Origin of the sequence: uncultured Cetobacterium sp., from assembly GCF_947039425.1 — a bacterium.
Classification (GTDB): Bacteria; Fusobacteriota; Fusobacteriia; order Fusobacteriales; family Fusobacteriaceae; genus Cetobacterium_A.
Genome location: NZ_CAMQYW010000029.1, coordinates 1 through 13219, shown reverse-complemented (window position 1 = coordinate 13219; position 13219 = coordinate 1). Strand labels below are relative to the sequence as shown.

The 13219-nt window shown below is 27.2% G+C and carries 13 protein-coding genes; 5 read left to right on the top strand and 8 right to left on the bottom strand.

The annotated features are described in order from the left end of the window. A partial coding sequence (locus tag Q0V09_RS03355; RefSeq protein WP_297487144.1) for an O-methyltransferase occupies positions 1 to 523 on the top strand: 523 nt, incomplete at its 5' end. 43 nt (positions 524 to 566) lie between these two features. On the opposite strand, the gene Q0V09_RS03350 is transcribed toward Q0V09_RS03355, so the two are convergent. Together Q0V09_RS03350 and Q0V09_RS03345 are read right to left on the bottom strand one after the other, a co-directional pair. Further along, positions 567 to 941 carry a hypothetical protein gene (locus tag Q0V09_RS03350; RefSeq protein WP_297406086.1) on the bottom strand — a complete coding sequence of 125 codons (375 nt, stop codon included), beginning with the start codon at positions 939 to 941 and terminating at the stop codon, positions 567 to 569. Between the two features lie 57 nt (positions 942 to 998). After that, positions 999 to 2198, bottom strand: coding sequence for a cytochrome c biogenesis protein/redoxin (locus Q0V09_RS03345; RefSeq protein ID WP_297406087.1), 1200 nt, complete (start codon positions 2196 to 2198; stop codon positions 999 to 1001). A gap of 118 nt (positions 2199 to 2316) precedes the next feature. Here Q0V09_RS03345 and Q0V09_RS03340 point away from each other — a divergent pair, with 118 nt between their 5' ends. Both Q0V09_RS03340 and Q0V09_RS03335 read left to right on the top strand, forming a co-directional pair. After that, positions 2317 to 2943, top strand: coding sequence for an MBL fold metallo-hydrolase (locus Q0V09_RS03340; protein ID WP_297487142.1), 627 nt, complete (start codon positions 2317 to 2319; stop codon positions 2941 to 2943). 10 nt (positions 2944 to 2953) lie between these two features. After that, positions 2954 to 3886 carry an FAD-dependent oxidoreductase gene (locus Q0V09_RS03335; RefSeq protein WP_297406089.1) on the top strand — a complete coding sequence of 311 codons (933 nt, stop codon included), beginning with the start codon at positions 2954 to 2956 and terminating at the stop codon, positions 3884 to 3886. A 34-nt stretch (positions 3887 to 3920) separates the two neighbouring features. On the opposite strand, the gene Q0V09_RS03330 is transcribed toward Q0V09_RS03335, so the two are convergent. The 6 genes from Q0V09_RS03330 to Q0V09_RS03305 all read right to left on the bottom strand — a co-directional run bounded on the left by Q0V09_RS03330 (position 3921) and on the right by Q0V09_RS03305 (position 12089). Continuing rightward, complete coding sequence (locus tag Q0V09_RS03330) at positions 3921 to 6032, bottom strand: glutamine synthetase III (RefSeq protein ID WP_297406090.1); 2112 nt, start codon at positions 6030 to 6032, stop codon at positions 3921 to 3923. Between the two features lie 119 nt (positions 6033 to 6151). Next, on the bottom strand, positions 6152 to 6919 hold the full coding sequence (locus Q0V09_RS03325; protein ID WP_297406091.1) for an IclR family transcriptional regulator: 768 nt from the start codon (positions 6917 to 6919) through the stop codon (positions 6152 to 6154). A gap of 12 nt (positions 6920 to 6931) precedes the next feature. Further along, positions 6932 to 7777 carry a S1-like domain-containing RNA-binding protein gene (locus tag Q0V09_RS03320; RefSeq protein WP_297487138.1) on the bottom strand — a complete coding sequence of 282 codons (846 nt, stop codon included), beginning with the start codon at positions 7775 to 7777 and terminating at the stop codon, positions 6932 to 6934. A gap of 20 nt (positions 7778 to 7797) precedes the next feature. Continuing rightward, entirely contained in the window at positions 7798 to 9039 is a 1242-nt protein-coding gene (locus tag Q0V09_RS03315; protein ID WP_297487135.1) for a hypothetical protein, read from the bottom strand. Between the two features lie 100 nt (positions 9040 to 9139). Next, positions 9140 to 10618 (bottom strand): sodium:alanine symporter family protein, encoded by a 1479-nt coding sequence (locus Q0V09_RS03310; protein WP_297487132.1) that lies wholly within the window; start codon positions 10616 to 10618, stop codon positions 9140 to 9142. Positions 10619 to 10712: 94 nt separating this feature from the next. After that, a complete protein-coding gene (locus tag Q0V09_RS03305; RefSeq protein WP_297487129.1) occupies positions 10713 to 12089 on the bottom strand; it encodes a tyrosine phenol-lyase in 1377 nt (458 codons plus the stop codon). Positions 12090 to 12520: 431 nt separating this feature from the next. Between Q0V09_RS03305 and Q0V09_RS03300 the strand changes: the two genes are divergently transcribed. Together Q0V09_RS03300 and Q0V09_RS03295 are read left to right on the top strand one after the other, a co-directional pair. Next, positions 12521 to 12805, top strand: a complete 285-nt coding sequence (locus Q0V09_RS03300; RefSeq protein WP_297487126.1) for a LysO family transporter — start codon at positions 12521 to 12523, stop codon at positions 12803 to 12805. Then, a partial coding sequence (locus Q0V09_RS03295) for a lysine exporter LysO family protein (RefSeq protein ID WP_297487123.1) occupies positions 12802 to 13219 on the top strand: 418 nt, incomplete at its 3' end. The genes Q0V09_RS03300 and Q0V09_RS03295, both read left to right, overlap by 4 nt.

The following is a 13219-nucleotide window of genomic DNA, read 5'->3' as shown; positions in this document are numbered from 1 at the left end:
TCTTGTTACTAAAGAAGTTGCTGAATATTTAAAATTTTTAGTTGATAGTCATAATTTTAAAGACATTCTAGAAATTGGAACTGCTATTGGTTACTCTGGTACTATTATGGGAAGAATAGCTAAAAAAAATGGTGGTAAATTAACTACAATTGAAATTGATGAAGTTAGATATAATCAAGCTTTAGACAATTTTAAAAAAGGTGATTTACTTGATACAGTAAATGTTATATTAGGTGATGGTACTGTTGAAATAAAAAAATTAGATCAAACTTTTGATTTTATTTTTATTGATGCTTCTAAAGGTCATTATATGGAGTTTTTTAAAGACTCTATAGAAAGACTTAATGATAATGGTCTTATTTTCATTGATAATATTATGTTTAGAGGATATCTTTATAAAGAGTATCCTAAGAGATTTAAAACTATAGTTAGAAGACTTGATGAATTTATTAATTATTTATATGAGAATCATAACTTTGTTCTAATGCCTTTTGGTGATGGAATAGGTCTTGTTCGTAAATAAAGTGAAAATCGCTAAAACACGTGTTTTAGCGATTTTTTACTTATTAATATATAAATGTATTTTTATATAAATCTATATCAGGATGAAAATCTCTATCTAGTTCCACTTCTAATTCTACTGGTAGAGATTTTTTAGATTCTTTTTGAATATATTTTATCATTTGAGTAAAATATATTTCTAATTTATCTTGATCTAATTTTTCAAATTTTTCTTTTGTTTCATCTCCCTTCACTTCTATTTTCAGTTCTATTTTATGATGATCAATATCCACATCATATTCATGAACTTTTATTGATGTTTTTCCATCACTTATTGATGGATATTTTAATATTAAACTATCTTCTATTGCATCTTCAACTGAACTAGCAAAACCTAAAGAAAAAACTAAAAAACTAAAAATAAATACAACTTTTTTCATAATCCAACCTCCAATTTTATTCCATATGAGATTATTCTATAAAACAACTTTTTTCTTTTATTTTTCTGAATCTATTAAAAGTTTCATTGTATCCTTTGATATTGCTCCTGGAACATATTGCTTTATTTCTCCATCTTTTCCTATTATAAAAGTTGTTGGAAAAGCTGTAATTCTAAACATATCAAGAATCTCTCCCGTTTCATCAAAAGCTGTTGGAAAAGTATATTTATTTTTTCTTATAAATTTAATTATAGTTTCCTTACTTTTATCTTGCCCATAAGGATTTTCTTCAGAAGATGGATTTACAACTCCTAAAAAAATAACATCTTTCTTATTCTTTCCATACTCCTTATATAACTCTTCAATATATGGCATCTCCTCTTTACACGGTGGACACCAGCTCGCCCAGAAATTTAAAAAAACTACCTTCCCATGATACATTTCTAAATTTTGAACATCTCCATATTGATCTAATAATTCATCTTTATTTATATTTGTATTTTTATTTTCATCTTGTTCTAAATTTAAAGATATATTCCTTCCATTATCTGTTCCTAAGTATTTTGTAAAATCTAACATTTTTCCAGAAAAAGTTAAAACTCCCATTATTATTAATAAAAATCCACCTATTTTTACTGTATATTTTAAAATATTCTGTTTTCTTTTTATGAAATTTAAAATTGTTGTTGTAAATATTCCAAGTAATATAAATGGAATAGTAAACCCTAGTGAATAAATAAATATTAATAAATTTCCCACTGCTTTTTCCTCTATTGATGAAGCCATTATCAAAATTGACGTCAACATAGGACCAACACATGGAGTCCATGCAAAACTAAAGGTAAAACCTGTTAAAAAAGCTATTAATGGATTCATTTTTTTAGCAACAATATTGATTCTTTTTTCTCTTTCTAAAAATGAATTTTTTATCACTCCCAACTGAAATAAACCTAGTAAAATTATAATAATTCCACCTATTTTAGAAAAAACATCTTTATTTTCAAAGAAAAAATCTCCTATAAAAGTAAAGGATAATCCTAAAATAAAAAAAGCACTACATATTCCAAAAGAAAAAAGTGTTGTATTTATTAAAATATTTTTCTTATTGTATCTTAATTCCCCTTTTTCATTTTTTTCACTTCCACCAGCTAAATAACTTATATATATTGGTATTAACGGTATTATACAAGGTGAAAAAAATGATAGTGTTCCCCAAAAAAATGATAAAACATAACTTAAAAAATTTAATTTTTCCATAAACTCCCCCTTTTTTTCACTTATTATAGCCATAAAACTCCCATATAATCAACTTTTTTTAATAGAAAATTACATAAAAATGGTGTATAATATAAATAAAAATTCTACGGAGGTTTTCATGAAGATTAAAGCTTTTCCTTTGGGACTTTATCAAACTAACAGTTATTTAGTTTGGAATGAAAATAACGAAGCAACTCTTTTTGATTGCGGAGACCCAAAGATACAAAAAATACAAACTTTTTTAACTGAGCATAATTTAGTTTTAAAAAATATTATTCTAACTCATGGTCATGGAGATCATATTGGTGGAATTAATGAAGCAGTTAAACTTTTTCCAAATGTTAAAGTTTATATTGGTGAAGAGGATGAAGAATTCTTAACAAATTCAGAATACAGTCTTTCTAAGGGTATTCATGGATTTGATTTTAAATATACAGGTAATTACACTCTTTTAAAAGAAGGAGATTCTATTTTTGGTTTTGACGTCATTAATACCCCTGGTCACACAATTGGATCAAAATGCTTCTATAATAAAGAAGCTAGAATAATGATTTCTGGTGACACTTTATTTAGAAGAAGTTATGGAAGATACGATCTTCCAACTGGAAGCTTATCACAACTTCAACAAAGTCTTAAAAAAATCTGTGAAAACTATCCAGAAGATACAATTGTTTATAGTGGTCATACTGATCCAACAACAATTGGAGAGGAGAAAATGGTATTAAAATCTCAACGAATGATTTAAAGGAGCACTTATGAAAAATACTGTTTATGACTTAATTATTATTGGAGGAGGCCCTGCAGGTCTTACATCTGCTTTATATGCTGGAAGAGCCAATTTAAATGTTTTAGTTATTGAAAAACCTAATGTTGGTAGCTTATTAATGGCCCATAAAGTTGAAAATTATCCTGGAATTCCAGGTAGTCCAACTGGACATGATGTTTATAATATAATGAAAAAACAAACTCTAAAATTTAATGTTTCTTTTATTGAAGCTACATTTTTAGGTTTTGATCTTTTCTCTGAAAATAAAATAGTTAAAACAGATGTTGATAATTTCCAAGGTCAAAGTGTTATTATTGCAACAGGATGGTCTAAAAATAGTGGTAAGAAAATTACTGGTGAAACTGAATATCTAGGTAAGGGGGTTTCATATTGTGCAACATGTGATGGAGCTTTCACTAGAAATATGAGTGTCTCTTTAGTTGGTAAAGGGGAAGAGGTTGCTGAAGAAGCTCTTTTCTTAACAAAATATTCTAAAGAAATAAATATATTTATTACAGATAAATCACTACACTGTGATCCAGATCTTTATCAAACTCTTATAGAAAATGAAAAAGTTAAAATCTTCTATTCTTGTGAACTAATAGAGATTAAAGGTGAAGAGTATATGGAAGAGATTTATATTAAACATGATGATGAAATAAAAATGTTTAAATCTCAATTTGCCTTCCTATATTTAGGTACAAAATCTTTATCTGAGCTATACGGTGAAGTTGCTTCTTTAGATGAGCATGGATATATTCTAACTAATGAATATATGCAAACTTCTATTCCTGGTGTTTTTGCTGCTGGAGATATTAGATCTAAAGTTGTTAGACAAGTAACTACTGCAACTTCTGACGGTACTATTGCTGGAATGGAAGCAATTAAATTTGTTCTTAAAAATAAACATAAAAACAAATAGAAAAGCGTAACTTTCGAGTTACGCTTTTCTATTTCTATAATCTAAATAACATATCCTCATATGTTGGAACTGGCCAAGTTTTCTTTTCAACTTGATGTTCTAAACTATCTATTACTTTTCTCATATCTTCTAATATTGGATTTATCTCTTTATTTAAAAATATAACCTTTTCATATAAATCATTTATTTTCGTTCCTACTTCCAATTGAGACTCTAAAATTGAAAGATTATCTTTTAATCTGTTTTTTCCTGCTAATAATTTTATTAGATGTGCTTTATCTGCCTCTAAGTATTCATCACTTCCTAATACGTCAGAAATTGATTTTATACTCTTAGATATTTTTGCACCATACTCCATTATTGCTGGGTATATCTCATTTCTAGCCATTCTAACCATTAAGCTACCCTCAATGTTCACTTGCTTTATATAACGCTCACAATACACCAAATATCTAGCTTCCACTTCATCTGGATTTAGTATTCCTGCATTATTAAATAAATCTATTATATTTTGATCTTTATACTCTTTTATTCCTTCCATTGTATTCTTGAGGTTTTTTAATCCTCTTTTTTCAGCTTCAATTTTCCAAGAAGCATCATATCCATTCCCATTAAATATTATTCTTTTATGCTTCTCGTATCTATTCTTAACTAGCTCTGTTATCCCTTTTATTAATTGATCTTGAGATAACCCTTCTAAAATGTCTGAATATTCTTTTAAAACTGTTCCTACAATAGCATTTATAATAAAAGTAGGTGTAGAAGCTGATGCACTTGATCCAGGCATTCTAAACTCAAACTTATTTCCTGTAAAAGCAAATGGAGATGTTCTATTTCTATCAGACATATCCTTAGGAATTTTAGTAAAATTCTTAACTCCAAACTTCATATTTTCTGGTTTTTCTTTTATTCCAACAATATTTTCTATATTTTTTAAAATATCTTCCAACTCTTCACCTATAAAAACAGATATTATAGCTGGTGGAGCTTCATGTCCACCTAATCTATGATCATTTCCTGGAGTGGCACAAGATGCTCTTAATACATTTGAATATCTATCTATCCCCTCTAATATCGCTGTTAAAAATAGTAAGAACTGTAAATTATTCTCCGATAACGATGATGGATCTAAAAGATTCTCCCCTGTATCTGTTGATAAAGACCAGTTACAATGTTTTCCAGAACCATTTACACCTTTAAATGGTTTTTCATGTAATAGAGCACATAAATTATGTCTATCTGCTACTTTTTTAATTACATCCATAGTTAATTGGTTTTGATCCACAGCAACATTTGCTGTTGTAAACATTAAAGCTAATTCAAACTGATTTGGAGCCACTTCGTTATGCTTTGTTTTAGCCATTATCCCTATTTTCCACAGCTCTGTATCTATTTCATTCATAACCTTTTCTACTTTTTCTTTAATACTTCCAAAATAATGATCATTCATCTCCTGACCTTTTGGAGGTAAAGATCCAAATATTGTTCTCCCTCCTAGCATTAAATCTTGACGTTTTTCCCAATACTCTTTCTTTATTAAAAAATACTCCTGTTCTAGTCCTAAAGTATTATTTATTGATTTAGCTTGTGTTTGTGGATCTATTATTTTTTTTATTCTTAATGCTTGCTCTGTTATAAAATCAATTGATCTTAAAAGTGGAACTTTCTTATCAAGTGCCATTTGATTATATCCTATAAAAGCAGTAGGAATATATAGAGATTTAGATAGTCCCTCTCCTCTTAAAAACATTGGAGATTTACAATCCCAAACTGTATACCCTCTTGCTTCAAATGTTGATCTAACTCCTCCATTTGGGAAAGATGAAGTATCTGCTTCTCCTTTTACTAATTCTTTTCCAGAAAATTGTGATAAACAACTTCCATCAGATGATAACGAGATAAATGAGTCATGCTTTTCTGCTGTTAGTTCTGTTAATGGTTGGAACCAATGGGTAAAGTGTGTTGCTCCATTTTCTGATGCCCAATTTTTAACTGCATTAGCTATTGAATCAGCTAATTGAATTGATAAAGTTTTTTCACCCTGTTGAACCTTTTCAAACTCTTTATAATAAGAATCTGGTATTCTACTTTTTAATTTTTCATCAGTAAAGCAAAATTCACCAAATATTTCAAGCATATTCCTCATAAATCCCCCTCGAACGTTCGATATTGTAGAACGTCGTTCTTTAATTTAAAATTATTATATAAACAATATACTATTTTTATACTTTTGTCAACTTTTTTAAAATAAAAAAGAGGAAGATTTTACTCTTCCTCTCGTGCACCTAATTCATATGATATTTTTTTTCCTACTAAAACCATTCTAATTGCTAAGTCTGGTAACAATGACATTAACTTCTCACCTGTAGCCATAATTGAAACTGTCCCAATAAATTCATTATTTATCTTAAATATAGGAACTGATATACAATAAATTCCCAATTCTACCTCAGATTTCTCTAAAGAGTATCCATTTTTTCTAATTTCATAAATTTCATCTATTAAGGTTTCTCTCTCAATTATTGTGCTATTTGTATATTTATATAATAAATTTTTATCAAAAATCTTATCAATATTTATATCTTTTGAATATGCCAAAGCTAACTTCCCTGATGCAGAAGCGTTTAAAGGTATCTTTGTTACTGATGTTGTTATTGAATAATACATCGAATTTGACTGTATTCTATCAATTAAATTTAGATGTTCACTTTTATATATGAATAAATTTATAGTAACTGAAAACTCTTCTGATATTTCAGCTAAATATTTATGCCCTACATTTTTTAATAATACATCTTCATTTACAATAAAACTTTTTTCTATAAAAGCAGGGCCTAAGGAATATTTACTATTTTTTACATTTTGCTCTAAATATGAATTTTTTAACAGTGTTGATATTAAACCATGAACTGTACTTTTACTAAGATTTAACTTTTCACTAATCTCTTTTAAAGATAACTCATGTACCTCTTCATTAAAAGTATTCATTATATCTATTGCTCTTTGAACTGATTGTATAATTTTCCCTTCCAACCTTTTCTCCTTTTATTTTAATTTGAAGTAACCCTCTTCTGTTTTCTCTATAATTTCCTCTTTTAATAATCTACCCATAGCTCTTTTAAAAGCTTTTTTACTAATTCCAAAGTACTCTTTTATAGTTTCAGGTGAACTACTATCATTAAATCTAAAATAAGTTTTTAACACTTTCATTTTTGCAACAATAACTTGTCCATCTTTATCCATTTGCATAAATGCTAAATCTCTTAAAGCTAAGTCTAATTTTCCATCTTCTCTAACTCTAATTACTCTTGCACTTATTTTTTCTCCAACTTCAAAATCTCTAAAACACTCACTTGATGGAATTAATCCAAAGTATCTATCATCTACAGCAACAAATACTCCAATCTCAGGATTTATTCTATATACTGTTCCTTCTACAGAGTCATTTTTTTGGTAATCTTTATTTGGCATTAAGAAACTATAAATCTTCATTGTAGTTGATAATCTTCCTCTACTATCCTCATAAAGTCCAACTAAAACTTCATCACCTGTTCTAACTTTTCCTTCCATTTGAGCATAAGGTAGTAATAACTCCTTTTTTAATCCCCAATCTAAAAAGGCTCCTAACTTTTCATTTACATCTGTTACAACTAATTTTCCTATTGTTCCAACTGTTAAGTGTGTTTTTCTTAAAGTTGCAATAAGTCTATCTTCTGAATCTCTATATATCATTACATCTAAATCATCACCAGGTTGTAACTCTCTTCCCTCTATCTCATTATTAGGTAAAAGTATATTATCTTGAGTCTCTCCTGTTCCTGCATCTAAATATAAACCTTTACTACTAAAGTTATTAATTTTCATTGATTGTCTTTTTCCGATTTTTATCATTTTACGTTCTCCTTACTATTTTACTCCAAATAGTTATTTATAATACTAAATTTTTCATCCAACCTTTTTGGATGATTTTTATAATAATACTCTATGAGTTTTAATGCTGCTCTGTAATCTTTATATTTTTCTAAAATTCTAAAATACTCTTTCTCAATACTTAAGAAAGAGTAATAATCATTTTTTTCAAAATTCTTAAATAAACTCAAAATTATAAGCATAACTTTTTCAATAGGAACTTCAACTCCTTTTCCTACAATTAATGCCTCTATATAATAATTTTTGCTTTCATTTTTTCTTTCTAAAATTTCAGCTGTTCTTCCCAACTCATAAAGTAATTCAAACCTATTTTTTTCTGATTTATGAATAATTTTTTCTTGAATTTTTTTTAATTTAAAGTAACTATTTTTTATTTCATTAATCTCTTTCTTTTTTATATATAATTCAATTTGATTTATTATTATTTCTATTTTTTCAGTTATATTATTTACTTTTTTATAAAATAAATTATACATTTTTATAGCTTCATCATATTGTCCTAATTTAACATGTGCTTTTCCTAAAACTTCAAATAACTTTATATTAATTTTTTTATCTTTTATTATAAAATTTTTAACATTTTCTAAAATTTCAATCTCTTTATTTAAATTGAGTAGTATTAAAAAATAAATATATTTTACTTCATCTATTTGTCTTGAATCTTTTAAAATTTTAATTTCATCTTTGTATTTATTTAAAAATATATATGCAACTTTATAGTCTTTTAATTCTAATCCTAAATTTAAAAATTCTAAAAATTCCTCTTCATAACCTTTTATAAAAATAATTCTTTGAAAGAACTTAGTATACCATACTTTACAATCTTCTGTCCTATTATTTTTTTTATAAACCTCAATTACTTGCTTAATTTTTTTTACTTGAGTATCTTTTTTCAATTTCAAAATAATATCTTCAAGAGTAAATTGATCTAATTTTAAAAATTCATCCTCTTTTTCTCTAATCTCTTTAAAAAATAATTTTATCTGTTCATCTACACCCATTAAAAAATTTTCAAAATTCAACTCGATTTCTATTTTTTTAAAAAATAAAATATCCTTCAAATTTTCATAAATTAATTTACCAATTTTTTTATTTAATGGTTTTTTATTTTTTTCAACCATACTTATAAATGTTTTTGAGACTTTTCCCTTAGCTAACTCATCTTGAGTTATTCCATATTTTTTTCTATATTTTAATAATTTTTCTCCTGGTGATAAAAACATAAATATCCCCCTCAGATATTAATATCTTTTATTATAGAGTATCAAATTTTATGCTTTTTTACAATTAAAAAATCCCAAAGACAATGCTTTGGGATTTTGATTACTTTATTTTAGTTTCATAATCTTTTAATGATGTTAACGCTATTGTAGACATTGGTAAAATTGCTGTCAAATTGAATACAGTCATTAAGGCAACTCCTAAATCTCCAAGTTCCCATACGAATAGATATTGAGCCATTCCTCCAACAAATAACATCATTAAAGCAAAAATTTTATAGGCATTTTGCGCTACTATTTTATCTCCAAATATATATGCTACATTTGATCTCGCATAAAATAATATTCCCAAAAATAAAATTATTGCTACTAAAGGAGTTCCAAAACTACCTATATGATAATCCATACAGCTTTGCAACAAATCCATTCCAACCTTTCCTTCTCTCACTCCACTAGGTGCTAATAACATTACAAATGCTGTACAGCTACATACAACAAGTGTATCTATAAATACTCCTAAAGCTTGTATTAAGCCTTGCTCTGCTGGATGATTTACATCTGCTGCTGCCGCTGCACAAGGTGCTGATCCACTTCCTGCTTCATTTGAAAAAAGACCTCTTTTTACCCCTTGCATTAATACTGCTCCAAATCCTCCAGCCGCCATTTGTTTTGTTCCAAAAGCTTGTTCAAATATCTCTCTGAACATCTCTGGAACTACTCCTATATTTTTAATTAATATAAATAGTGTTAATGTAAAATATAAAATTGCCATAATAGGAACTATCCTATTTAAAACATCCACTATTTTATCTTTATTTCCTCTTCCAAATAATACAATAGTCCCTAAAACTGTCATTCCTATTGATGTATATAATGGATTTAACCCAAAAGCATTTTTAAAAGATTCTGATACAGAATTTGAAACTATTTGAGTTATACCTACCCAAGTTATTAATCCTGATATTGCAAAGAGTAATCCACATATTTTAAATGTTGATGTTCTTTTATATACTTTCTTTTTTTCTCCTATTAAATCTTTAGTTTCATTGAATTCATCACTAAATACATCATTTTCATTTATTTTAACTACTATTCTCATTCTATCCATGAAATATGCTGGTCCACCTCTCCACCCACCATATAACGGATCTTTTTCTTTATATATTTGTGCCAATGTACTTTCAATAAAAGCTGTATTAGAACCTATTATTGCTGCTATCCACATCCAAAATATTGCACCTGGCCCTCCAAAAGATACAGCTGCTACAACTCCTGCTAAATTTCCCATTCCAACTCTTGAAGCTGTTGCTATAAATAATGCTTGTAATCCTGATATTGCTTCTTTATCCTCTGAAACTTTATTTTTTAAAATGATTTTTATCATTTGTGGAAACAATCTAAATGATAACATCCTTGTTTTTACTGAATAATATACTCCTGTTGGAATAAGCATAAGTACTAAAATACTTAATCCTATTTTCATCTCACCAAAATTTAAATTTATTACATCACCCCATAGAAAGCTATTTAACGAACTTACTATTGTTTTTAATATATTTAAGATACCATTAAAAAATCCCATATTTTCCTCCTTATTTTTAAGTTTTTAGGAAATTATGTAGAGATAAAAATATCCCAAAGTAAAATTTACTTTAGGATATTTTTTTGTAATATATTTATTTTTGTATAAATCTACCTGTAAAAAACCTTAAACAACTTGGCTCATATTCCCAAGTCAATCCTTTTATCTTATCTCTATTTTTGTATAACTCTATAACTGCTTCAGCTACATAATCTAAATGAGCATATGTATATACTCTTCTAGGTATTGTTAATCTAACTGTTTCTAATTTCGGATGATGATTTTTTCCTGTTTTTATATCTCTTCCAGCTGAAATAATTCCTCTTTCCATTGTTCTAACTCCAGAACTTTCATATATTGCTGCTGCTAAAGCTTGAGCTGGAAATTCCTCCTGATCTAAATGAGATAAAAAAGATCTTGCATCTAAAAATATAGCATGTCCCCCATAAGGTTTAACCATTGGAACTCCTGCTGCTTCTAATTTTTCACCTAAATATCTTATTTGGTTTACTCTATGACTTATATACTCATAATTTACAGCTTCCTTTAAACCAATGGCCATAGCTTCCATATCTCTTCCTGCAAGGCCTCCATAACTTGGCATACCTTCAAATTGAACAACAGTAGCTGTTGCTTTTAAATATAATTCATAGTCATTCATACATAAAAATCCACCAATATTAGTTAAACAATCCTTTTTCCCACTCATTGTACAACCATCACCATAAGAGAATAACTCTTTTACAATCTCTTTTATTGATTTATCTGCATATCCCTCTTCTCTATCTTTAATAAAATATGCATTTTCAACACAACGAGTTGCATCATACATAACCTTTATTCCATGCTTATGAGCTAATTCTGATACTTCTCTTATATTTTTCATAGATACTGGTTGTCCTCCAGCTAAATTAACAGTTACAGCCAAACATACATATGGTATTTTGTCTGCTCCTACTTCATCTATTAGTGCTTGAAACTTTTTTAAGTCTACATTTCCTTTAAAAGGTAAATCGATTTGTGAATCATGTGCTTCATCAATAATTATATCTCTAAATGTTGCACCATTTCTTTCTTGATGAAATCTAGTTGTTGTAAAATACATATTCCCAGGAACATAATCTCCTGGCTTTATTGTAAGAGTTGAAAGAATATTTTCTGCACCTCTACCTTGATGTGTTGGAACAACATATTTAAATCCAAATAACTCTTGTACTGTTTCTTCCAAATGATAGAAATTTCTACTTCCTGCATAAGCTTCATCTCCTCTCATTAGTCCAGCCCACTGAGAATCACTCATAGCATTAGTTCCAGAATCTGTTAACAAATCAATATAGCAATCATCTGATCTTAATAAAAATGTATTATATCCTGCTTTCTTTATGGCTTTTTCTCTTTCTTCCTTTGTCATTATGGCCATATTTTCTACCATTTTTATTTTGTATGGTTCTGGTGCAAATCTTTTTGTCATTTATTCTTCCTCCTCTATTTTTAATATTAATATCTTATATACTATATGTTTTTTTTTATGTCAACAGTGCTATTTTTTCATAATTTATTTTTCTTATTTTTTTAATTTTTATATTCTTAAAACTTTTATGTTTATTTTTTTGTATTAATAAACCATTTTGAAGTTTATTTTTATCTCTTTATTAATTTTTATTTTACTGCTATTTTTTCATAATTTTTCATTTTAACTTAATTTTAATTTAATTATTTATTAAAAAAAAAATTTAATTTAAATTTTGATATATTTTTATTACTTTTAACCTTTTCACTATATCTCTAAAAAAATAACCTTTTTTAGATTTACTTTTATCTAGTTTTAGTAATTTTATTGCTTTTTCTAAATTTTTTAAGTAATATCTTATAAATAAGTTTTTTTTAGGAGGGTTGATTATAATGACTAGGATTTTATTGTACATTTTCATTATTTCTCTTGGGTTTATTTTAAGCAAATATAAAATAATTCCATTATATTTAAAATCTAAAACAGCTATTTTACAATGTTTTTCTTTATTTTTTTTACTTGGAATTATGGGATATAAAATAGGATCAGATAATAATATTATTAGTGAATTTCCAAGAATTGGAATACAAGCTTTTACTATCTCTCTTTGTAGTATTCTAGGTAGCATTTTTATTACAAAACTATTTTTTATGAAAAAAAGAGGTGATAAATCGTGATTGGAATTTTTTTGTCAATATTTTTAGGAGTAGTTTGGGGGGTTTTCTTTAAATCTGATTTTTTAACTTTAAACTCTGGTCTTTTTATTGATTTAGGATTATGTTTACTTCTATTTTTTGTCGGAATTGATATAGGCGATAATTCATCTGTTTTTAGAAATTTAAAAACATATGGAAAAAAGATTTGGATTCTTCCCATTGCAACAATTATAGGTTCTTTAGTTGGGGGGGCTATGGCAACACTTTTAATTCCTATTTCTCTTGGTCAAGCTCTTGCTGTGGCTTCTGGACTTGGATGGTATTCCCTTTCTGCTATTGAACTTTCAAAAATAAGTGCTGAACTTGGAAGTATAGCTTTCTTAAGTAATATTTTTAGAGAAGTTTTAGCTATTATTACAATTCCTATTGTAGCTA